Source organism: Paenibacillus marchantiae (assembly GCF_028771845.1).
GTDB lineage: Bacteria > Bacillota > Bacilli > Paenibacillales > Paenibacillaceae > Paenibacillus > Paenibacillus marchantiae.
Window position 1 is genome coordinate 6,297,330 of the sequence record NZ_CP118270.1, and the last position, 22,586, is coordinate 6,319,915.

At 48.2% G+C, this 22,586-nt stretch carries 16 protein-coding genes; 6 read left to right on the forward strand and 10 right to left on the reverse strand.

The window, feature by feature from the left end; genetic code table 11:
- Window positions 1-33 precede the first annotated feature (33 nt).
- Complete coding sequence (locus PTQ21_RS28415; protein WP_090809806.1) at window positions 34-1,074, reverse strand: NAD(P)/FAD-dependent oxidoreductase; 1,041 nt, start codon at window positions 1,072-1,074, stop codon at window positions 34-36.
- 302 nt (window positions 1,075-1,376) lie between these two features.
- On the opposite strand from PTQ21_RS28415, the gene PTQ21_RS28420 reads away from it, so the two are divergent.
- Window positions 1,377-2,624, forward strand: coding sequence for a hypothetical protein (locus PTQ21_RS28420; protein WP_274567959.1), 1,248 nt, complete (start codon window positions 1,377-1,379; stop codon window positions 2,622-2,624).
- 291 nt (window positions 2,625-2,915) lie between these two features.
- On the opposite strand, the gene PTQ21_RS28425 is transcribed toward PTQ21_RS28420, so the two are convergent.
- Entirely contained in the window at window positions 2,916-3,470 is a 555-nt protein-coding gene (locus tag PTQ21_RS28425) for an NAD(P)H-dependent oxidoreductase (protein ID WP_274567960.1), read from the reverse strand.
- A gap of 199 nt (window positions 3,471-3,669) precedes the next feature.
- Here PTQ21_RS28425 and PTQ21_RS28430 point away from each other — a divergent pair, with 199 nt between their 5' ends.
- From PTQ21_RS28430 to PTQ21_RS28440, 3 genes are all read left to right on the forward strand, one after another.
- Window positions 3,670-4,032: a winged helix-turn-helix transcriptional regulator gene (locus PTQ21_RS28430; RefSeq protein WP_063565429.1), complete on the forward strand. Its 363-nt coding sequence runs from the start codon at window positions 3,670-3,672 to the stop codon at window positions 4,030-4,032.
- 44 nt (window positions 4,033-4,076) lie between these two features.
- Window positions 4,077-4,796 carry an SDR family NAD(P)-dependent oxidoreductase gene (locus PTQ21_RS28435; RefSeq protein WP_274567962.1) on the forward strand — a complete coding sequence of 240 codons (720 nt, stop codon included), beginning with the start codon at window positions 4,077-4,079 and terminating at the stop codon, window positions 4,794-4,796.
- Between the two features lie 295 nt (window positions 4,797-5,091).
- Window positions 5,092-5,949, forward strand: a complete 858-nt coding sequence (locus PTQ21_RS28440) for a type II CAAX endopeptidase family protein (protein ID WP_274567963.1) — start codon at window positions 5,092-5,094, stop codon at window positions 5,947-5,949.
- Window positions 5,950-6,325: 376 nt separating this feature from the next.
- Here the strand turns inward: PTQ21_RS28440 and nagZ are convergent, their stop codons facing one another.
- From nagZ to PTQ21_RS28475, 7 genes are read right to left on the reverse strand one after another with little or no spacing between them, the layout of a single operon-like run.
- A complete protein-coding gene (gene nagZ, locus PTQ21_RS28445; RefSeq protein ID WP_274567964.1) occupies window positions 6,326-9,760 on the reverse strand; it encodes a beta-N-acetylhexosaminidase in 3,435 nt (1,144 codons plus the stop codon).
- Window positions 9,761-9,776: 16 nt separating this feature from the next.
- The gene (locus PTQ21_RS28450) at window positions 9,777-10,934 is read right to left on the reverse strand and encodes an N-acetylglucosamine-6-phosphate deacetylase (RefSeq protein ID WP_274567965.1); all 1,158 of its coding nucleotides are present in this window, start codon (window positions 10,932-10,934) and stop codon (window positions 9,777-9,779) included.
- Window positions 10,931-11,713: a glucosamine-6-phosphate deaminase gene (locus PTQ21_RS28455; RefSeq protein WP_079696274.1), complete on the reverse strand. Its 783-nt coding sequence runs from the start codon at window positions 11,711-11,713 to the stop codon at window positions 10,931-10,933. Before PTQ21_RS28455 ends, PTQ21_RS28450 begins: the two co-directional genes overlap by 4 nt.
- A gap of 39 nt (window positions 11,714-11,752) precedes the next feature.
- Window positions 11,753-14,029: an Ig-like domain-containing protein gene (locus PTQ21_RS28460; protein WP_274567967.1), complete on the reverse strand. Its 2,277-nt coding sequence runs from the start codon at window positions 14,027-14,029 to the stop codon at window positions 11,753-11,755.
- Window positions 14,030-14,088: 59 nt separating this feature from the next.
- On the reverse strand, window positions 14,089-15,648 hold the full coding sequence (locus PTQ21_RS28465; RefSeq protein ID WP_274567968.1) for an extracellular solute-binding protein: 1,560 nt from the start codon (window positions 15,646-15,648) through the stop codon (window positions 14,089-14,091).
- Window positions 15,649-15,696: 48 nt separating this feature from the next.
- Window positions 15,697-16,566: a carbohydrate ABC transporter permease gene (locus PTQ21_RS28470; protein ID WP_072734581.1), complete on the reverse strand. Its 870-nt coding sequence runs from the start codon at window positions 16,564-16,566 to the stop codon at window positions 15,697-15,699.
- A gap of 13 nt (window positions 16,567-16,579) precedes the next feature.
- Window positions 16,580-17,548 (reverse strand): ABC transporter permease, encoded by a 969-nt coding sequence (locus PTQ21_RS28475; RefSeq protein WP_090953579.1) that lies wholly within the window; start codon window positions 17,546-17,548, stop codon window positions 16,580-16,582.
- 264 nt (window positions 17,549-17,812) lie between these two features.
- Between PTQ21_RS28475 and PTQ21_RS28480 the strand changes: the two genes are divergently transcribed.
- Complete coding sequence (locus tag PTQ21_RS28480; protein ID WP_274567971.1) at window positions 17,813-20,098, forward strand: helix-turn-helix domain-containing protein; 2,286 nt, start codon at window positions 17,813-17,815, stop codon at window positions 20,096-20,098.
- Between the two features lie 76 nt (window positions 20,099-20,174).
- On the opposite strand, the gene PTQ21_RS28485 is transcribed toward PTQ21_RS28480, so the two are convergent.
- Window positions 20,175-21,200 (reverse strand): hypothetical protein, encoded by a 1,026-nt coding sequence (locus PTQ21_RS28485; RefSeq protein WP_274567972.1) that lies wholly within the window; start codon window positions 21,198-21,200, stop codon window positions 20,175-20,177.
- Between the two features lie 181 nt (window positions 21,201-21,381).
- Between PTQ21_RS28485 and PTQ21_RS28490 the strand changes: the two genes are divergently transcribed.
- Window positions 21,382-22,566 carry an aminotransferase class I/II-fold pyridoxal phosphate-dependent enzyme gene (locus tag PTQ21_RS28490; protein WP_274567973.1) on the forward strand — a complete coding sequence of 395 codons (1,185 nt, stop codon included), beginning with the start codon at window positions 21,382-21,384 and terminating at the stop codon, window positions 22,564-22,566.
- The last annotated feature ends 20 nt before the right edge of the window (window positions 22,567-22,586 follow it).

Sequence of the window (22,586 nt, forward strand, 5' to 3'; positions counted from 1 at the left end):
GTGGCGATGTACTCTTTTATTTTTCGTATAGTCCTAAAATCGGGAGAGTCGACAAGGGTCTAATTCACTTCTTGATTCCCGATCGATGATTTCACTTGCAGCCAGACGTGCAATCAGTGGCGCCAGCGTAATTGCAGAATGCATCACTGTTAGATAAAGTCCCTTTACGTGGTCTTGGAAGCCCACAATCGGATAGCCGTCTTCAGGCATTGGTCTCAACCCGACCTTTATGCTTTCCAGTTCCAGTTGATTCCCATCTTTCAGACTGCGACGCAACGTGTCGAACGCTCGCTTACCAACCGCCTCTGGTCCGTTTTCCTCCGACTCGTCGATATAATCTTCCGCAGCCAGCAGCGTATATTCTGTCAGTTGACGCGCTTCAAATTGAGCATTTGAGATTAATGTATGTATCAATTTATTCGTCGATTTCATCCGAATCAGAATGGAAGGCGACGACGTAACCGGCACAGGACAACCTAACGGGTTGCAAAGTTCGGGGACGCCTGCACCTGCGGCCAATACTACGACATCCGACTCCAGAAAACCGTTGGACGTATGCACGCCGACCAAGCGGGAACCTTCTTGCTGAAGCTGTGTAACGTTGGTATCGAACTGAACCTTTGCTCCGTACTCCCTCGCTTTGTTCAACAACAGCTCGGTTACCCCTATGGGGTCTACCGCACCTTCTTCGCTGACATACATCGCTTCGTCCGGATAGTCCAGCAGATTCGGCTCCAATGCCTCAAGCTGCTCCCGGTTTAATTTTTGAAAGTGGGGTTGCTCCCTTAGGGGTGGAGTGTCCCAAGTTAGCGCTCCATGCCAATGAATTTTCAGCTCGGGTAACTCTTGCTGAAGCGTATGATATTCTTCCAAAGATGCATCGTACAAATGCCAGTAATCGGGAGCCACCCTATGAGTAGTATGTATCCAGGCAAACGATTTTTCCGTGACTTCACGCGCCGCTGCAGGATGTCGTTCAATAACGGTTACATCTTGATTTCGTTTGGCCAGATGATAGGCCATGGATGCCCCGACAATCCCTGCGCCAATAATCACGATTTTTTGTTTATTCAATAATGACTCCTCCTTTTTCACCCTATTGTAACATAGGCCTTATGATACTCAGGCGATATAACATGTGAGGGCAACTGGAGTGAATAAATTAGTTATGAGGAGAATCTGGTGTATCTTCTTATAGCTACTGCCTTTCTTTTCAGTTCTCATAATCAGGTTTCCTATTTAAAACTAACTTCACCAGAATCCTTTGATGATTCTTTAGTAATCTACAGAATACACAAAAAATAGTTCATACCCCCCAATAAAATGGTACTATAAGGAAGTTGGAAACAGACTAAAGTCCTAAGGGGAGATAATATTTGTCTATAAACAAATGGTTAAGAAAAATTCTACTAGTTATGTTTTCTGTAGTACTGCTCTCAATACCGATTATTTCGTTATTCCCAGATTATGCAGAAGCCAAATGCACATATGTAAGTGGTTATACAAAGAAGAATGGAACAAGGGTGAGTGGATACTACAGGGGATGCGGAACAGTAGATAGCAATTCAAGTTACAATTCTTACACACCTACATACACTGAAAAAACTGAAACTAAGAATTATTATGGCTTATCAAACACAATCAATTTGTACAAAGGACAGAATTATGCAGGAACTACGGATACAGAAAATTTAGTTTACGTAAACGGATATTATCGAAAAGACGGTACTTATGTCAGACCTCACTACAGAACGCATCCTAACCATTATATCAATGATAACTTCAGTTATCTTGGGATTTCTTCACTGATTCCACATACGAAGTATCCAAGATTCACCTTTAACAGTGATGTAAATATCTCTCTGAAAGAAAACTACTTGCTTTATAGTCTTTCTGACTACAATCTAAATGAAAAACAGCTTAACATGTTAAAAACTTATACATTGAATCTTAAAGAAGCTGAATTGGACAGACAGTTCGAACAGAATGTAGTTACGACTGGTAAGCAACTCTATACTTCTCTCGGGCTTGATGAAATCACTGCTTATAATAAGATTAGGTTTGATCTTACTGGAGATTTATCCTTTGAGGATTACCTATATAACGTAGCCTATAGTTTTAATCCAACTTTCAAAAAATCGTTTGGAGATTTCCCTATTCTCGAGACTTATGCATACCTTTTAAAAGAATCTAAAAGTGATTCAAATATGTTAAAGATCACTAAAAATTATGGTAGCAAGTTTTACAAATTTATTGGTGCAGATGCTTCAAGTATAGAGAGTCAGATAGAGATGGATTTGTTACAAACTTTTGAATCTAACCAATCAGTCCCTTTGATGCCACCCTTTTCTCTATTAAATACGGCTAACGGCGCCTTTACCAAGGGAGCAGTTAGAACCTATTTAATAAATGAAGGAGCACATCTTAACATAACGTTTAATTCACATGTCATTCTCGACGCTACACCTTATCAAGCATCTTTAGAACTTCTTTATAACGGGTCGTATTCATTCTTAAATTCGTCAATCATAGAAGGAATAAAATTTTATACAAAATACGGATTAAGTACGAATGAAGCAACAAATCAAACTATTAAGGACATCAACGTAATTTTAGCAAGTTAAAATATCAGTCCAGAGATTTTCAGATATTATTCAATCACTTCAAACTGGATATAAACTCTGCAAGGCTGTATACCGGAAACTAGAGCGATGGATCACAATCTCATGGCTACTGGAGAAGAATAGCTTTGACCAAAGCCCGCGTACCAAGCGGGCTTTTGGACATACCTATTTATAATATGGCAGTGGTAATCCAAGTAGATATAAAAGCCGTAAATATGCTCAGCATCTAGAAGGGGCTAAAAATCTACTTTTCCCCAAATATCAGCAAAGAAGATCCAGGTCATTTGCTGTTTAAATTGATAGATTCCCAACCTCATTCTGATACTCATAGATATATCGGATATAATCTTGTGCACTTTGGTTAATTTCTTCATCGGTTGCTTGGAATGAGGCACCGAAGACTGCAAAATACGGTAAGGCTACGGCGCCAACATGATTTATGCTGGCTTTGAAAGGCGTGACTACCTCATCTACGGTAAAAGATACTGAACCCTCCCTCGTGTAATTTTCCTTCTTATCGCCAATGGATATGGCCAAACCCATCTTTTTCCCATGCAGTTTGTTACCTGTTGATCCATACGCCCATCCATAAGTAAAAACATCATCTAGCCACTTTTTTAGCAAAGGCGGATAGCTGTACCAATATAACGGAAACTGCAAAATAATATGATCATATGCTTCGAGTAACTTCTGTTCTCTGGACACATCGATGTTCCAATCAGGATATGCTTTATAAATCTCATGGATTGTAATCTCGCTCGAGTGTTGCAGCAGCTCCTCTTTCCAGCGTTGATTTACTCTTGAAACCTCTATATTGGGATGCGCCAGAATGACGAGTGTTCTCATATTTACATTCCTTTCTCGGTTCAGTTTCAGACTTCTTTTTCGAATATGGCCATTATCATATAAGCCTGAAAAAAAGAAAATACACACCCGAAAGTAAGATGGTTACTTCAAAGTGTGTATGGACTTCATCAGCCATATTGTGAGAAAATAATTAGTTATAGCACATCAACAAGATGTAACATGAACGAGGTGATATGTCATGAAGCAATATAACCTGGGAATCGAAGCGACACTCGAAATTATTGGCGGCAAATGGAAAGCGCTAATCATATGTTTATTAATGTCTGGCGTGAAAAGGACAGGCGAATTACAGCGCAGTATAGACGGTATCTCGCAAAAGGTCCTGATCCAGCAATTACGTGAGCTTGAGAAGGACGGCCTTGTCAGAAGACATGTTTACCAACAGATGCCGCCCAAAGTCGAATACAGCCTTACAGAGTATGGAGTTACCGCCAACAAGATTGTGGATGTGATGTGCACATGGGGGCGGGAAAATATAGCATTAAGGCAACAACAAGGAGAAGAAATTATACTATTGGAAAATAAAGAGCCTGCTCTTTGAGCTGGTACCCATAGAACGACACTTTGAAAAGAAGGTGACTAGAATTGAAAAACTATCTTGTATTTGGTGCTAGCAAAGGATTAGGAGATGCATTTGTCAGGGGTGTGCCCGAGCAAGGCGATAAAGTCTGGGTCGTGTCTCGCACGAAACCTGACAACTTGAAGCTAGACGATGGCGTAGAACGCATATGGATACAGGCAGATCTGTCTGATCTCCATGCATCCAAACAGATCTGCGATGCGCTTCAGAACGAGACTTTGGATGTTCTCATTTACAATGTGGGCATTTGGGAAAAAGAGGGGTTCGAGGACCACTATACGTTCGATAAGGACATCCCCGCCGACATCAGTAATCTGATTCATGTGAATGTAACATCCACTATTGTGTGCATTCAGGCCTTATTACCCCACCTCAGGAAATCAACAGCAGGCAAAATCATTCTTATTGGCTCGACTGCGGGTCTGAGCAATGCGAACAGCACTCAGGTATCTTTTGTGGCCTCCAAATTTGCCATTCGTGGGGTTACAGAAGCCTTGAGAGAACATACAAGAAAAGACCGAATCGCGGTTACGTGTATCAACCCGGGAGAACTCGCAGCCGAAGTTCCATATAAAGATGGCATTGACCGCGCTCTTTCCGAATATAATGGTACACGCATCCCTCTTCAGGATATGGTTTCTATCGTAAAATGCATCGTCAGCCTGTCCAATGCAGCCTGTGTAAAAGAAATTAATATTCCAGCAATTACGGATTTGAATGCTTAATTAAAATTTCAACGGGATTAAAAATAATTTCCATGACAACCAGAGAAGAACAAACATAAAGAGCGCGTTGGAAACGTGCTCTTTGTGCTGCCGCAAAGGAAGTTAACATTTTATTAAATGGACTAACAGATGGCTTAAATTCATTTCAATTTTAAAAAACCTCACTATACTTTAGTCCTGTCCTTACTGGGCTAGGGTCTTGGACAAAGACTGGGCTTGAGTTTGTTCTGATTATGGCAAATCCACTGCTATACTGCAAAGCGATATACATATTTTGATAAAAGGAGCTATCACAATGAGAACAAATTTCAGCACCATGCCCAGCACGAGTTCAGAGGAGGAAAAAGTCCAAAAAGCCAGGCGAGGACTGCTCGTTTTCTTTGCCATGCTCATCCCGCTCTCCATCCTTAGTTATGTATTGATCATGAAAGCACCGGTTTTCGGTCTGCTCCTCATGTGGACACCTGGCTTGTCCTCCATCTTCGCCCGTATCGTACTGCGTGAAGGCATCTCGGATATTTCCTTGCGGATTGGTGGGAAGCAGACAGTGAAGTCATTGCCTTTCATCTTGCTTTTTCCAGTTGTTATTGGTTTATTTGCTTATGGAATCGCATGGATTACGGGGCTAGTTCAGTATGTTACACCGGACTCATTCATTGAAGGCCCATCTGGTGTTATCCTTGCAGGAACGATACTTTTTCAAATGTTTGCGGGTACTGCAATCGGTATAATCAGCAGTTCAGGAGAGGAGCTCGGCTGGAGAGGCTATATGCTCACTCGTCTAATCAACGCCCGTGTACCTAGACCCGTGCTGACGAGCGGAATTATTTGGGGGGTATGGCACCTTCCCGTAATGCTTTTTGCAAATTATTATTCCGGTCCATATCCTGCCTTATCGGTTATCCTGTTTATGATTTCAGTGACCTCTTTCAGTTATCTGATCAGCCGCTTGCGCTTAACAACGGGCAGCATATGGCCTGCGATTCTCCTCCATGCATGTTGGAATGCCGTGATTCAGGATGCCTTTGATATATCTTCCAGTGGCAAGAACGTTCTGCTATGGACTGGAGAATCCGGAATATTAGTGGCTCTCGCCTTGCTGATTGCAGCATGGTTGATGTCGAGAAAGCCTCTTGTCATAAGGCAGCTATAAACTATTGCTATAGGTGAGGATATATAAAACTTTTTGAGAAGACGACGTTGTTGTAGTCTAGTTAGCCAACGGGTTATGGCCCATTATCCTAATAACGTCTTTGCACAAGAAGCGAGTTACGGAATTCGAAGCTAAGTGAACGTGTTGTCTAGGGAAGAACATCAAAGTCTTAAAATTGACAAAAGCCCGCAAAGTAGCGGGCTTTTCGATTTTCCGTCATTGGATCCTGGCTTTCAGACTAGGTCGCTTGTAAGAATAAAGGCTGGCAAATACATGCAAGCTTTTGTGCTTTTGTGCTTTTGTGCTTTTAACATTTTGAGTTTTTGTGCTTTTGGATATGTTTCATTACCCTATTGAACAGCTCATCATTGAAAAGTCACTTTGATGCTGTCATGCACTCCACCAGTGCCCGCAGGGAGTAATCGGAGGTGGAACACAGCAGAATGTATGCGGCTGTCTGTGGCAGTGCGGTGTCATCATAGGGATTGCGCAGCACCAGATTTAGCAGTGGCTTAACCGCAGCCAAAGCCTCAGCCAGATCCAGCTGGCCTGTGAATAGATGGGCATTAAGGGTGCCCTGGATAACGACATCCACATCAGCAGCTTGTAGAACCAGGGACTTTATCTGCTCGGTATCCGGCTTCATTGCGCAGTAGCACGTTTGCACAGCCAAGCCTTCATCCCTCAATAGGGAGGCTAACCTGATCTCCGCAGAACCACTATTATCGGCCTGGGTCAGCTGCTCCTGCAGCGGCAATATAAGCAAATATTTCAGCGAATCCTTGAGTGGCACCAGGCCCTGTGGGTCCCGGCTAACTTTCACGGTCATACGAGCCAGCTTCAGTGCCGCCTCTTCCCACTGCTCTCTAGGAATCGGCTGTGCAGCCGCCTGGTACTGCCGGAATTGGTCATACAGCTGCCGAATACGAAGAACCGACTCGTCGATTTGCTCCTCATTGATTCTCCCATCCCGTACAGCTGACAGAATACCCGCGATGACCTGGCTCTGAAACTCCGGCGTATGGCACATCAGAATCATATCGTTCCCCGCCTGAACGGCCAGAACCCCTACCTCTTCCGGGCTGAAATTTTTGCGAATTGCCACCATTTCGATATCATCCGTGCAGATCACCCCCTTAAAGCCCAACTGCTTCCGCAGCAGTTCCGTGGCAAAAAAAGGACTGAGTGAGGCCGGAAGTCCGCCCGATTCCGGAATGTTAGGAAACACCAGATGACCCATCATGATTGAATCCACACCGGCTTGAATTGCTTCAACAAAGGGAAGCAACGGACCCTCCATCAACTGTTCAATCGTCAGCTCACACTCGGGCAGGACAATATGCGAGTCTCCGCTCACTTGCCCGTGGCCGGGAAAATGCTTTGCCGTCACGGCTACACCTGCTTCATGCATCCCCTGAATATAGGCGCGGCCGAATTGGGCCACCAGCTGTGGGTCCTCTCCGAAGGAGCGAACACCCACAACCGGATTATCTATATTCGTGTTCACATCTAGCACTGGTGCCCAGTTCATGGGAATACCAAGGGAGTGCAGCTCACTGCCGATGATTTTACCGAGCAAACGGGCGGCTTCCGGATCTTCACTTAACCCCGCTGCCCTGTTGCCAGGGACGTAGGGAAAAAAGGACTTAAACTTGGATAGGGTTCCACCCTCTTCATCTACTGAAACGTAATAAGGCAGAGGACTACCACTCTCTCTAGCTATGTTCTTTACTTCAGCAAGTAGCGCATGTGTCTGCTGCTCGCTCTCAATATTATGGGGGAAGATGCCGATACCCCCGAATCGGTGCTGTGCCATTCTGCCGCGAAACTCCGGCTCGGCCCCAGTCGATGGTGTGCCTACTACGCACATCAGGGCTATTTTGTCTTCCAGACTCAATGCCGTCAGATCAGTTTGTGTATGGATTGCGTTCAGACCCAGTTCTTGATAGAGCGTGCGCTCCAGATAATCATGCAGATAGAACCTCGATTTCACAAAATGCTCCGCCATATCAGAGGGCTGGTAACGCTCCAGCGCAGCCTTCATCCGAGGCAGGACACCCTCACGTCCACGGCGGTTTCTCGTATAATTGTTATGGAGTGAGCGCCACTCCGCATCGTCTCCGGGATACAGCTCCCAGCGGTAGGCATACTTATGGATCGCCCGCGAACGATCTGTCGCCACCTCAAAATTATGCATGATCGCAATCAGTTCCGCTTCTTCCTTGTGCTCGCGCACTTCGTCCATCAGCTTCCAGATCACATCATAATAATCCTCCATCCTGTAATTGCCGAGAAGGTTATGTCCGGTAACAGGATCAATGCCATGAAACCGTTCCAGAAATCGGTCGATAAAGGTGGCGGTATCCGCATTGCGGTTCCAGGCCAAATCCGCATGCAGCAGCATGGGGTACCAAGTGGTTTCAAAAATACCATATGGAACACCGAGGCTGAAAGGCCCCGTCCAGTTGGTAGCAACCACGCAGCCAAGATCCAGCTTGTCGGCCGTCTCTGCCCACTGAAGCAAGTTGTCTGTCCGGTTCAGCAATACCGGGTAATTCTGGTGCTCAGCCCAATCAAAGCTGCGGACTGCTGGCGCTCCCATAACTTCAATGCCGAGCGCCCTGAATTTATTGGCATGCGAAGTAACCTCCGCTTCGATATTGCGCCCGTTGTAGATCCAGATCATGGAAACACTTCGCTGATCCAGCTTAGCCAGTTCCTCAGGCGGGCATTTATCCAGCATGTCATGCCAGAAAATCGGCTGTTTCCCCCGTTCTGCCGTAAATGCAATCAGACGGTTCACAAAGGCGATAAAAGCTCGTTCACGCACGCCTCCAAACTCAATTTTGCAGCGTTCGCATTCGCATAGGCTATAGACCTCGTCACACCCGAGGTGAATATAACGCGAATCCGGGTGGGCGTCGATCATCTCTTCGAGTAGAGCGGTTATCAACCCAAAGGTTTCCGGATGCGATGGGCAGATCTCCCCGGTGGACTGCTCTGTCTCGCGAAGATGCCGCCAACCTTCGTGGCGTAATACATATTCCAGATGTCCAAAGCTCTGCTGGAGCGGAATAATCTCTATAAAGTGATCGTGGGCGCTCCGCTTCAATTCTTCCAGCTGTGAACGACTTAACGCATGTTTTGGATGTGCGAACTCGGGATGCGACTGAAATGGGAACTTATCCTCATATTCAATCAAAATCGCGTTCGTCTTATAACGGGCGAATTCAGCCAAATACTTCGTCAACAGTTCCGGCTTGGAGAACGTCTGACGCAGGTCAAAGTTCATTGCCCGCATAGGTGTATCCGGCCAGTCGGTTATGGACACCGCCGGGATAACCCCATCGGGTCCATTCAGTTGTACCAATGTCTGCAATCCATAAAATAGACCCGCCGCATCCAGTGCGTAGACTTCAGCCCTTCCGGCCGACACCTCCAGCTTATACCCTTGTGGACGTCCGTCCAACCCAGTCAGATCCGTTCTGTCTTGTTGAGTAAACGAACTGAAACTAGGGATGGTCGGGCTCTTCTGTTGTGTTCCCAGGACTTCATGAATGGCAGGGGCTCCATGTTCCTCATCGACTACCTGCAGTGTCTCCTGCTCTGAGAGACGTCTGATTATTAACAAATAACCCTTTTCTATTCTGGAGCAAGTATATTCCATCCCAGGAAATGCCCGGCGACAATGAATTTCCAATCTGGGATCATCCTGTTCCATGAAAAGACTCCATCTTTCCTCGCCATTCAGTCGCAAGGCTTCTCCTTCGCTCGCTGCAATCTGCTTCGGTTGTGGTATCAAGCTCTGCATCGCTCTCCTCCTATTCTCAGCTCTGTGGACTGATCCGGCCATTCTTCCAGCACTGCAAGACACTTAACTTTCCACCATCCATGTTGAAGCTAACGATATCGGCGGGTGCTCCAACCTCAAGGCCAGCAGCCTGTTCAAGCCCAAGTAACCGGGCCGGATGCACCGATGCACAGTCCCAGGCATCGGGAAGCCCGCACAACCCCGCTTCCACAAGATACCCCACCTGATCCGGAAGCATCATCGCCGAGCCAGCCAACAGCTCCGGCTGGCCGGCAAGGTGCAGCCGACCTTCCGCCGTCAATACCACATCTCCACCGATATGCAGGTGGTAGGAACCTGGTGGCATACCGCTCAACGAGACGGCATCGCTGACCAGAATGGCGCGATTTCGTTTCATCCGGAGAATTACGGCCAGCACGGACAGCGGAAGATGATGACCATCCGCTATCATGCACCCATACAGCTCATCGGCTGCCAGCTGTTCCCACAGGTAGTTCGGATGACGAGGAAGCGTCAGGTGTGCACCGTTGCCAAGATGTGTAGACATCACTGCTCCTGCAGAGACTGCTTCCCTGATCTGCTCTGACGTTGCTGCCGTATGTCCAATCGAGACAAGAATGCCGGATTCGCAGCACCGGGCAATAAATGAAGCTGAACCAGGCCACTCCGGGGAAAGGGTAATGATGCGAATCAATCCTTCGGCGGCTTCCTGCCAACGGGTAACGGCCTCCCAGTCAGGCGGAACAATATGCTGCCTTGAGTGGGCGCCGCGTGGGCCTTCCTCCGGCGAGAGGAATGGGCCTTCCAGATGAATGCCCACAATCCCCTCGGCTGCATCCGGGTTCAGCCGAACGGCTTTTGCAATGACGGAAGCCGCCTCAGCCAGCCGTACGGAACTGTTCGTAATCAACGTCGGGCAATAGCTTGTAACACCTTGGCTTTGCAGCTTCCGGGTCAGCTGCACTACCGTATCTGGACATAGCGGAGCTGTGTTCAGATCCAGCCCCCATCCGCCGTTCACCTGTAAATCCACCAGTCCGGGCGCAAGCCAGGGCAGGCAATCTACGGGAGGCGACACTTCAAGTTCAGTAATAGCAGTGATACGTCCATCTCTGGTCCCCACCTCAATGGGTAGCCCTGTTCTGTAGTGCTTCCCGATCATTGACACGCTCACAGGCCGGAGGCTTCCCGGTCTGTGAACATCGTGATTCCGGGATGTGTACGCAGGATAGTGGCAGGACATGCCGTGCTGATCGGATCATGTAAAGCTGCCGCAAGTGCACGCCGCTTGGATGCTCCCGGTACAATTACGAACAGCTCCCTTCCAGCCATCAACGTTGGCACAGTCAGGGTCAACGCCTCCGCAGGCACATCATCCAGATGGGCAAAGCAGCCATCGTTCACCTGCTGACGGCGACAAGCTTCGTCCAGTTTTACCGCTTTGACGATCCTCGAGTCTTTAAAATCGGCAACAGGCGGATCATTGAAGGCGATATGCCCATTTTCTCCGATCCCGAGGCAGACGATTTCAATAGGAGCCGCACGCAACAGTTCCCCATATCTCTGACACTCCTGCTCCACATCGTGTAGCCCATCCAACAGCTCCACCCGCCCAGGCTGCACCCGATTGAACAGCCGATCCGTTAAATATCGTCCGAAGCGCTGGGGAGCTGTGTCCGCCAGCCCCATATATTCATCCATATGAAAGGCACAGACCCTTGACCAATCGATACCTTGCTCCCGTACCAGACCTTCATACAATTCGTTTTGCGAAGGAGCAGCAGCGAACACCATGCGTACCTGACGCTCCGAATCCTGAAGCAGCTGTCTTAATCTGGCCCCAACCGCAGCTGCAGCCGCTGCCCCCATCTGATTCCGATCAGCATAAACCTGCACAGACATATGCTCAACGATATGAGTCTTGAGCGGTTCCACCAAGTCATTCACATTCATGTGCTTCCTCCTCCTTCAAGCCATTTCTCGTCTACTTGTTCAGTTGCTGACATTCAACATCAGCAGCGTTGTATGCGGCGAATCATGACCTACTGCGTAGTAATAGCCGTTATAACGGATTCTGCGAGGTTCAAAACCAACCTGTCTGCCCGGTCCCACCGCTTCCGAGACAAGCGTCACGCTCCCATCCACTCCGGTTGTCCCGCTGGTGTAACGCCCCGCAGAATAAGTAAATCTCCCCTCGACTTTCGCCCCCGCAAGTACCGCGCCTGTATCATAATCTCTGACCTTCAGAGTGACAGATACCCCTGATCCCCCATAGACCAGATTCATGTCCGTTACAATCAGTGGCTTCAATGGGGTGCTACCAGTGGTCGCCGACACTTCATCGGTGAGAGGCCCGATATTGCCACGTAGATCACGCGCCGCAATACGATAATAGTATGTCGTATCCGGTAGCAGTCCCTTGTCCTGGTAATTCAGGGCGCGGGCGAGTCCAACGATATCCGCAGCGACAGGCGTGAACCCCTGCACGGTACTTCGGTATATCACATAGCGTTCCACTTCCATGTTATCCGAAGCCATTCCATAATTCAGATGTACAGTCTGATAATCAGTCGCCTCAATGGAAGGAACCCCTGAAAGGGCGGAAGGAGCTTCCTGATCATCCGGCGCTGTCCAAACTACACCGCCCGGCCCCCAATAAGAAGGAAGTGCCCGGTAGGAATCATAGTGATGGACGGCAATACCGCCAAAGGCGCTGCTCTGCCCGTAAGCTGCATATACCTTATCCAGCTCGGCTTCCATGTGGATACGCCCCTCCTCCCAGAAGGTAATGGTCTCCGGGTCTCCGCTATTGGCGATATCCAGCGTTTCCACACCAATCACCACGGAATTCGGCTTGCCGATCTGATCCGCGTAAGCCAGCTCTCCAGCAGCCCCGGCAATAATGCCAGCGGAGCCATCCGCCGTATCCCGGTAATCCATAATGGAGATATAGTCTGATATATCCTGAACATGCTCAGAAAGCCATTTGCTGGAGCCATTCCATGAAATATTCGCTGCTTGATCCGAAGTGTCATACCACTTGGGCACAGCAGGACCGAACGGAAGCCAAATACCTGCGGTATCCCGGCGATCAATCATCTTTTGCAGGCCATCCAGGTATTCCTTCTGCAGGAAATGACTTGGGTCTTTAAAGTCGGGAGAGATATAAGGCTCAATATCCACATTGATGCCGTCAAACTTCTCCGTATCCCCCGCTGCAAGATTGTAATTGATCACCTGCTCCATTTCCTGCACAGCATGATGGTGATATTTCTCGTAAGCGCCCATATAGGCCGGTGTAGTGCCGCCTGCAATTAACGCATGCACCTGCAAATTTTTGCTGTGCGCCCAACTCACGAAAGAGCGCAACTCCACTTCCTGGGCTTCCAGTGCATCGTATCCGGCATAACCGCCTACTGCAAGATAAAGCGTCTGGACTGGTGTTTGGCCAAATGTCTGCGTATCGGTGATGAATGACTCCAGCACCTGGCGCGATCCAGGGTTCAGCAGCAGCTTATAACTCTCCGGTTCCCAGATCCACATGGCCCGCTCCTGTACAGGAAGAGGAACGGCAGACTCATGCGTCCCGGTTCCAACCTGAGCATACACCGTTGGGCTATAACCGTAACGCTCCGGTGCACTGGCCGCTCTGGCCTCCAGACTGACCGTGCGATCGCCAAGACCCGCCGTGTCCCAGGTGTATACATATGCAGGGCCTTGCTGAACAGCTTCCTCCCATGGCCCGCGGTTCACCCGAACCTCTACCAGCATGATCGGAAGTGGAGAGCTGGTCTCGACAGAGATCTCCACCTGGCCGCTAAGAGAAACGCCCTCAGATGGTCCCGTGATGGTTACTACAGGAACAGCACCTGCCGGGTTATTAACGGTAAGGATGGCAGGCGCTCCCCATACCCCGTAACGGGTGGACGTATCCAGTCCACGAACCACCAGTTCCACAGTCCCGTTATAGGCTGAGGTATCCAGCATATAAGACCATGTGCCGCTGTCATCCCCATCTGGATCATTTAATACCACTTCGAATTGAGCCGTTCCGTCCACAAACAGTCGAATGTCATACAGGTCGGTATAACTGCCCCCAATTTCCACCAGCCCTCCATCCGACACATAACCACCCGCAGGCGCGTCCAGTGAAATTGAACCCGCCGCTTCTGCCTTGCCAGGGACAGCTATTCCAATCGTCACCATACAGATCAACAGAAACAATCCCAGTTTGAATCCGGAGTACACACGCAGATGCTGCTTTTTCATAAGCGAAGCCTCCTTTTGCCATTCTGTAATGGTCTAGGATTCCTGTGCCGTACATTCGCTCATTTCGCGCTCAGCTGGACATTCTGAACACGGTCATACGCTTCTTTATAGGTGTTCAGCAGCTTATCTACCCCAAGATTGTTGATTTCCTCTACATACTTCTCCCAATCTGCCAGACTCCGTGAACCCGTAACAAATTTGGCAAAGCTCTCGTCACGGTGCTTCTTGATCGCCTGACCGGTAATGGATATGACCTCATTTTCCACTTCTGTAAAAGCAGGTCTTGGCTGCATTGCGGGAGGATCATATTTGACCGCTTCTTCATAGGCATGCTTCAGATCGTCCGAGAACAGCGACAAGTGCGCGTTGAAATCAATCCAGGTATAGGTCCCGCTGGTCTGAAGCCCTGTCTGCTTGCGCATTTCAATGACATCGTTATACTCCGGCTTGAACTTGATCGTATCGCCTTCCTTTATAAAGGTCTCTCCCTCTACACCCCAGCTGCTCAGCGTACGTCCTTCCTCAGAATAGAAAAAGTCCATGTACTTCATCACATCATCAATGTTCTTGGAGGTCGAGGCCACCGTCAATCCGCCTTCCATATAATGAAAATACGGATTCAGCTGTTTGCCGCCTGAAATGCCTGCCGGAGGGGCCAGAAACTGTATGTTGAACTCCGGATTCTCCGGCTGCATGGCATTATTGAAAAAGTCAATCCGGCTGATATAATCAATGGTTACAAATGATTTTCCAGTCGAGACCATATCCTGCCACTGTTTGGTTTGCAATGATAAGAAATCGGGCGGGACCAACCCTTCATCATAAAAACTTTTCCACATCCCTACCATGGCCTTGTAGTTGTCTTCAGTCGGTCCATAACGCCATTCCTTCTGGTCAAAATCATAGTAGGCACCCTCACCCGTTCCGTAGTTCACCGTCATATTGGCATTCATCTCATCCGGGATCTGACCGTAGCGGATCGAGAGCGGATAACTGTCCGGGTATTTCTCCTTCAACGTCTTCAGCGCCGCATGCAACTCTTCATAAGTTGTTGGAACCTGAATGCCTTCCTTGTCAAAAACATCCTTGCGGTACATCCAGATCATACGATTCGTCTCGCCGAAACCCTGATTGGGGAACATATACATTTTACCGTCGGCGGACAGGGCAGCCTTCGCCTCCTCGGGATACTGCTTCATCCATGCCTTCAGATTCGGCATATTGTCCATATACTCCATCAGATCCACCAGTGCGCCCTGCTGACCAAACTTGTTCGAATCCTTGCGATTGGGCATATACATCAGATCAGGCAGCGTTTTGGAGGCAATCGCCAGGTTCAGGCTCTCATCCAGCTTGCCGGAAGGGGTCTGCACTTCCAGCGTGACACCGGTCTTTTCCTTCAACCAGCTCCAAATGGGCCAGCTCTTGGAATAAGGAAAAGTGGCATTGTTGTCCAGCAGGGCCGTAAAGGTCTTTCCCGCCCCAGTGGAGTTACCGGTTATTCCGGTACTGTTCCCCTTGGTATCTGTTTGGGGGGCGGCACCATTGCCGCCGCTGCACCCTGCCACCATCGTTACTGCAATCAGCAGGGGAAGTATTACCGATTTCCATTTGCCCATAAGCTTCTCTCCCTTAATCTGAATTCGCGGTACATTTCTTGCCTCACTTTAACCTTTGACAGCACCAACCATGGCTCCCTTGACGAAATACTTCTGTACGAACGGATAGATGACCAGAATTGGCAGCGTTGAGACCATAATGGTCGCATACTTAAGCGATTCCTCAACCACCAAGTTATCACCCCCAATGGATGTTACGTCGCCTGAGCTTGCGCTGCCGGCCAACACGAGATTACGCAGCAGCACCTGGAGCGGAAACAAATCGGGAGACCGTAGATAGAGCAGCGGAAAGATAAAGTTGTTCCACATACCCACGGCATAGAACAGGGCAATCGTGGCAAAGGATGCCTTGGACAGCGGTACAATAATACGGATGAAGATTCCAATATCGTTCAAACCGTCCATCCGTCCCGATTCCTCCAGCTCTTTGGGGATGCCTGAGAAGAACGTGCGCATCAGAATGAGGTTCCAGGTGCTAACTGCACCCGGGAGAACCATGCCCCATACGGTATCCACCAGATTCAGAGAACGGACCACCAGGAAGGTCGGAATCATCCCGCCGCTGAAGAACATCGTAATTACAATCAAGACCGTGAAACTATTACGCAGTGCCATGTCTTTTCTGGACAAAGCGTAGGCTCCGGTGGAGGTGACCACCAGTGAGATCAGTGTGCCAAGCACGGTGTAAATGATCGTATTTCGGTAAGCCGTCCAGATTTGCGGATCGCCCAGCACCAATTTGTACATGCTCAGATTAAAGCCCTTGGGCCAGAAGGAAATATTGTTTTGGATGACGTTTACGTTGCTGCTGAGGGAAACCGCCAGCATATGAAGGAACGGATAGAGTGTGACTACCACAACGAACAGGAGAATCAGCGATGCCACAACGTTAAACCAGGAAAATCGGAGTGAGTTCACGCCACACCTCTTTCTACCATAGACTGGTCTCACTTAATCGGCGGCTGAGCCAGTTGGCCGTATAGATGAATATCAGACTGATGACACCCATGAACAAATCAATGGACGCACCATAGCTGAAATTCCCCTGTACCATGCCTACCCTGTAGACATACGTGCTGATAATATCCGCCGTATCGTAGATCGCCGGATTCTGCATCAGGAAGACTTTCTCGAATCCGATCTCCAGCACTTTGCCGATATTTAGAATCAATGTAATGACGATCGCGGGAGATATACCGGGCAGTGTAACATGCCAGATTTTGCGCAATCGGCTTGCTCCGTCCATATCCGCGGCTTCATACAATTGCGGATCGATGGCCGTCAGCGCGGCCAGATAAATAATGGTCTCCCAGCCGATATGCTGCCAGATTTCTGACAGGACATAGATGCCCCGGAACAGCCCCGGCTCATTCATGAAATTAATCGGTCCAATGCCGATACCTGCCAGCAAATTGTTAATCAGTCCTCCGGTTGGGGACAGAAACATAATCACCATACTCGCCACAATTACATTTGAGATGAAATGCGGCAGATAGCTGACCGTCTGTACAAAACGCTTGAATGCTGCCCTTCGCACCTCATTCAGCAGAATGGCCAGCAAGATTGGGGCTGGAAAGCCGAACACCAGCTTATACAGTCCCAGCAGAAACGTATTCTTCATCAGCGGCCAAAAATCGGGATTCTCCAGAAACATCCGGTAATATTTGAATCCCACCCAATCACTCGCCCAAATTCCTTTAAACAGATTGTAATCCTTGAACGTGATGACCAGACCAAACATCGGCGCATAGCGGAAGATCAAATAATACAGGAGGCATGGCAGGAATAGCAGCCATAGCGCCTTGTTCCTGTTCCAGGTTCTGATCAAACGCGACTTCCGCCGAGGCGGCCGGTGCGCTTCCTTTTGCAGTGTGCGTTGCGTTACGCTAGCATCAGCCATCGGCATGCCCCCTCTTGCTTAGATGAGTTAATTCGACTTGTATGTCAGCTAACTTAACCTGGAATTCCTGGGTTCGTATTCGAATTATAGCTATAAACCTTTAGAAAGCGCTATCTACATGTTATATAACTTTTCGCCTTTACTCCTTTTTTCCAGATATCCGCGTATAATTCAGTAAAAGTGTATATTGTTTGTGTCAGATTTATGCCGCTATGATAGGATTAGCCACTCGATCCAGGGCTGTACTCAAGGGGGAATGTCATAATGAAGGGACTGCTTACAAGCAAATTTGCGCTGAATGGACTGTTTGTCAAGCTAATGCTGAGCTTCCTCAGTGTCATCCTGATTTTGGCTTCATTTAATCTGTTCTCCCATCTGTACTTAAGCAACAAGGTCTATCAGGAGATGGTCAGACAAAATGAACTAGGCCTTGCGCAGACCGTTGAAGGGTATGAGAATCATTTCCGACTGACCCAGAACATGATTCTGGCCCTCACTCAATCGGATACCTGGACAGCCAACCTGGGCATTTTGAGCCATATTAAGGAGAACCGCCGTTACGATATTCCCGCAGAGGTGAAGTCGGACCTCTCCACGCTGTACGCCAATCCTTTTCTGCATATCGACAATTTCATTCTCTATTTCAAGCAAGAAGACTATGTACTGGAGAAGGAAGGTCTTAGCAGTGCCAGCGATATGTTCGGTAAATATTATTATAGTAAAGAATATCCTCCGGATTACTGGAAAACGCAAACGATGAACAACCAGTTCCTGAAAGTAATGCCTGCCGCAGCTTTTACGGAAAATACCCTTCACTCGTCCCGCTCCCTCGGTCAACTGATGCCGGTCATGATGAAAGCCATTCCTTACGAAGATGTGTACGGCATTGTTATGCTGGATCCACAACGTATGCAGGACACATATGGCGATGCCGCTAATAATCCGTTCTACATTCTGGACAACGAGGGACGCCTGCTTTTTACTACGAAGGAGGGGGAACTGCAGAATCCGCAGCTACCTGCAGACGGAAGCAAACATGAACGTATTGGGGATCAGTATTACTTCTATGAAAAAGGTAAACAAACCGGGTTTACTTATGTCCGGGTCACTCAGGCCGCGGTAATCGCCGCGGAAATGCGCGGCATGCAGCTGCTGCTGGCTTTTCTGCTTGGCGCTGCTGTACTAATTAGCGTGCTCTCCTCCCTGTTTTTCAGTATAAGATTAAACCAGCCACTCCAACGTCTTATTGCCGCTCTGGACCGAAATCCGGACAGCGGACCAGACAAATGGAGCAGTGTAAAAGAATTCGCCATGATCGGCGACCGCCTGAGCTCTATTCTGGAGAATAACCGTTATATTCAAAGCGACCTTGCGCAGAAGAACTCTCTCGTACGCCAGTACGCTTATATCCATAAAGTAAAAAATATACCGCTCAGCTCCTATCTGGCGGAGCTTGAGGATGCCCAGCAATCCGAGCAGCCTTATGTCTCCATTCTGTTCAAGGTAGGCTTCAAATTCCAGCCGGATGAATTCGGGCAACATACCCTGTTATTATGGAAGCTGATTCAGAGCCTGTTTACCAGTAGCAAAACCAATAGCGTGGCCATTCAGCCCGAGCAGGACCAACTGCTCTTGCTGCTGTTCGATCCAGGTCCACAGAGTGGTATTCTTCAAGCGCTCGATACACTGAAGGAGTTGCTGGCTGTCGAGGAAACCCTTTATCTGACCATTGCGGTAAGTCCGGTGTATTCCGGAGAAATTCCGTTTACCGATGCGTACAGCAATCTGTCCATGCTGTTAAAAGAGCGCAGGCTGAATGGGGAGACACAAGTTATTGTGGAGCCGCGTGCTTCTTCGTCAAATGCCTTCCATGTGAAGGTCACTTATGGGGAGGAACTGCACAACCTGCTGCAATCCGGCAATGAAGAGGCCGTATTCGCTTGGCTGGATCGCCAGCTGGAGCAACTGCAGCACAAGGATGCGGCCGCAGAAGACTTCCGCACCTTTGCCATCGGTGCAGTCGAACAGATCAGCAAGACGGTGATGAAGCTGAATTTGACGAACATCGAATCCGAGCTTCGCTCTTCTCCTCCGGGAGAGGCATTTGCTGGTTTCCATTCCATGCAGCAATACAGGGAATGGCTTCAGGCGTTGGCTCAACCGGTACTTGCGGCAGTACGCAGCCAGCTGGAAACGCGTGATCCGGTTATCACCTTTGTGCTGGACTACCTGGATCATCATTATGGGGAAGACATTAATTTGAATATCGTCGCCGACAAGTTGAATTTAACATCGGGGTACCTCTCCAGTATTTTCAAGGAAAAGACTAACATCAACTTCAGCGAATATCTGAACAATCTGCGGGTTGAGCGGGCCAAAGAACTGCTTGTGAATGTAGATCTGCGAATTCAGGACATTGCGACACAGGTCGGCTATCAAAATGTGAATTCGTTCATCCGCATGTTCAAGCGTCGATACGGGCTGACCCCCGGAGAATACCGCAAGCGTCATGCGGGTGATGAGCCATTCATCTCCTCCAGCCATGGCTAACCAGATGTGAGCGGGCAAGAACCGAAGATTGTAAATACACAAACGCCCGCTTCGGAGGCGGGCATTTGTGTATGGTCTACATTAGAATTTTGGACAGGTGCACAAGAGCCATTGAAGGAATTCGCTGTTCTTCAGGAATTTGTTCATAGAGCAGGTGCCCTTTCCCCGCTTCAATCATTTGTTGGCGCATAGTAGCAATACGACCCTTACTGTGATCAATAAAACGAAAATCCACCTGTCGCAAACTTTGCATTTCGGTCAAACGTTCAAATGACTCAGCCTTGATCCCCTTATGTATCTCTTTCAGTTCCAGCACCTCCAATTGATTCGCAGTCCACAGGTTCTCAATCTCTTGCAGAGACTTCATGAAATCCAGTTCAAGCTGCCGCAGATTTTTCATGTGCGAGAAGTCGCACAACCGCTCAATCTTGGGAAGCGAAAGGTGCAGAAAGACCAGATGATGTAATGCCCCCACTGCATCGATCTCGGTCAGATTCTTTACTGACGATAATCTCAGCATACGGATATTCGAATCAGCCAGTACTTCGAGTGAACCAGTCAATGTACAGTGATCGAGAGCCAAATATTCGATAAATGGCAAGTCTACAACAAATTCAAGCTGATCAATGTCACAGTTCAAGACGAGGGTACTCAACCGAATGCAGTCCTCAATCGGCGAGATATCGGGAAATTTCCCGCTAAGTGCGAGGTAATTCAAGTATTTGTAATTCCGGATGAAGTTTAGGTTTTGCTTTTTGGGTGAGCGAATGTTCAGAAACTCCATCTTTTGCAGCGCACTCAATATACTCAAATCTTGTGTTTGCTTGAGATCCAGCTGCAAAGCGGTGACATGTTTTAAACCAGCAAGTGCCTCCAGAAACTCTTCTGAATACCGCCCCTTCACATCTGTATTGGACACATTTAAAATCAAATCGGGTCGTTTGGCAAACACATGTTCATCCAGTGTTCGCAGATCATGCATCTCGTCCAGCCCGACAACAAAGCTAATCGTAGCCCTGTTCCGCAGTTGTACGATAGCCTTGTCCATTTTATCCTCGTTCCAGGGAACTCCACTCATCGAAGCGGCCCACGGTTCGTTCATTACTGGTCACCCTCCAATTCTCTGATACTTATCCATGTCTAGCTTTCCTTTAATTGTAAATCAAGAAGAGTACATTGAGAAGTCGAATACACATTCCGTGGTTACTTATCACCTGAAAACTCTGCTATAATACCTCCAAGTGTTATTCCCCAAGGGGAGATCAGGATGGAGGATAATCATCATGAAGTTTGCTAAACGTATGGAACATTTCAGTGAGGGGATATTCACACGTTTGCTGGAAATCAAGAGGCAACGACTGGAGAATGGAGAACCTGTCATCGATCTAAGTGTAGGCACACCCAATATTCCCCCGGCCCAACATATCATGACGGCTTTATGCGAGGCAGCAGCAGATGCTTCAAACTATACATATGCTGTAAATGATCAGAGCGAATTGCTGCAAGCAGTCAGTGAATGGTACAAGCGCCGTTACCATGTTGAACTGAATCCGAAAACCCAAATTTGCTCCTTGCTTGGATCACAGGAAGGTCTCGCCCACATCTCTTTGGCGATCGTTGATGAAGGAGATCTGGTTCTTGTACCCGATCCTTGTTATCCGGTCTTTGCTGATGGACCTCTACTTGCAGGAGCCGAGCTGTATTATATGCCCCAAAAAGAAGAACATGGATATGTTATTCAACTTCAGGACATTCCTGAAGCTGTTGCGCGCAAAGCAAAATTCATGCTTGTATCCTATCCCAACAATCCCACGACAGCAATGGCTCCCGATCAGTTCTATCTGGATCTAATTGATTTTGCCAAGAAATATGACATTATCGTTCTTCATGACAATGCATACAGCGAACTAGTGTTCGATGGGAAAACGTGCGGTAGTTTCCTTGCTTATCCCGGGGCGATGGATGTCGGCATTGAATTCAACTCGTTATCCAAAACCTATGGATTGGCTGGGGCACGAATCGGCTTTTGTGTGGGGAACCCGGATGTGGTATCTGTGCTTAAAAAGTTGAAATCCAACATGGATTACGGCATGTTTCTTCCGATTCAGAAGGCAGCCATTGCTGCAATCACAGGGGATCAGAGTGAAGTTGAGCGGGTCAGAGATATCTACGAGGAGCGCAGAGATATTCTTTGCGAAGGATTCAGCAACCTCGGTTGGCATATTGCCAAACCCGAAGCCAGCATGTTCATCTGGAGTCGGATTCCAGACCACTACGATACCTCAGAGCAGTTTGCCATGGATCTGGTTACACAAGCGGGTGTAATCGTAACGCCTGGGAGTGCATTCGGACCTTCGGGTGAAGGATATGTGAGATTCGCTTTGGTTCAGGATAAAGAGACGTTGCAGCAAGCGATCCTATCGGTAGATAACAGTGGAATGCTAAGAGAAAAAACAACGAAGTTATAACACAAATGAAAAAAAGCTAT

Coding starts and splice junctions, on each gene's coding strand:
- PTQ21_RS28425 (WP_274567960.1), bottom strand. CDS start 3,470: ATGAGAACACTCGTCATTCTGGCGCATCCCAATATAGAGGTTTCAAGA.
- PTQ21_RS28430 (WP_063565429.1), top strand. CDS start 3,670: ATGAAGCAATATAACCTGGGAATCGAAGCGACACTCGAAATTATTGGC.
- PTQ21_RS28440 (WP_274567963.1), top strand. CDS start 5,092: ATGAGAACAAATTTCAGCACCATGCCCAGCACGAGTTCAGAGGAGGAA.
- nagZ (WP_274567964.1), bottom strand. CDS start 9,760: ATGCAGAGCTTGATACCACAACCGAAGCAGATTGCAGCGAGCGAAGGA.
- PTQ21_RS28455 (WP_079696274.1), bottom strand. CDS start 11,713: ATGAATGTGAATGACTTGGTGGAACCGCTCAAGACTCATATCGTTGAG.
- PTQ21_RS28460 (WP_274567967.1), bottom strand. CDS start 14,029: ATGAAAAAGCAGCATCTGCGTGTGTACTCCGGATTCAAACTGGGATTG.
- PTQ21_RS28465 (WP_274567968.1), bottom strand. CDS start 15,648: ATGGGCAAATGGAAATCGGTAATACTTCCCCTGCTGATTGCAGTAACG.
- PTQ21_RS28475 (WP_090953579.1), bottom strand. CDS start 17,548: ATGGCTGATGCTAGCGTAACGCAACGCACACTGCAAAAGGAAGCGCAC.
- PTQ21_RS28480 (WP_274567971.1), top strand. CDS start 17,813: ATGAAGGGACTGCTTACAAGCAAATTTGCGCTGAATGGACTGTTTGTC.
- PTQ21_RS28485 (WP_274567972.1), bottom strand. CDS start 21,200: ATGAACGAACCGTGGGCCGCTTCGATGAGTGGAGTTCCCTGGAACGAG.
- PTQ21_RS28490 (WP_274567973.1), top strand. CDS start 21,382: ATGAAGTTTGCTAAACGTATGGAACATTTCAGTGAGGGGATATTCACA.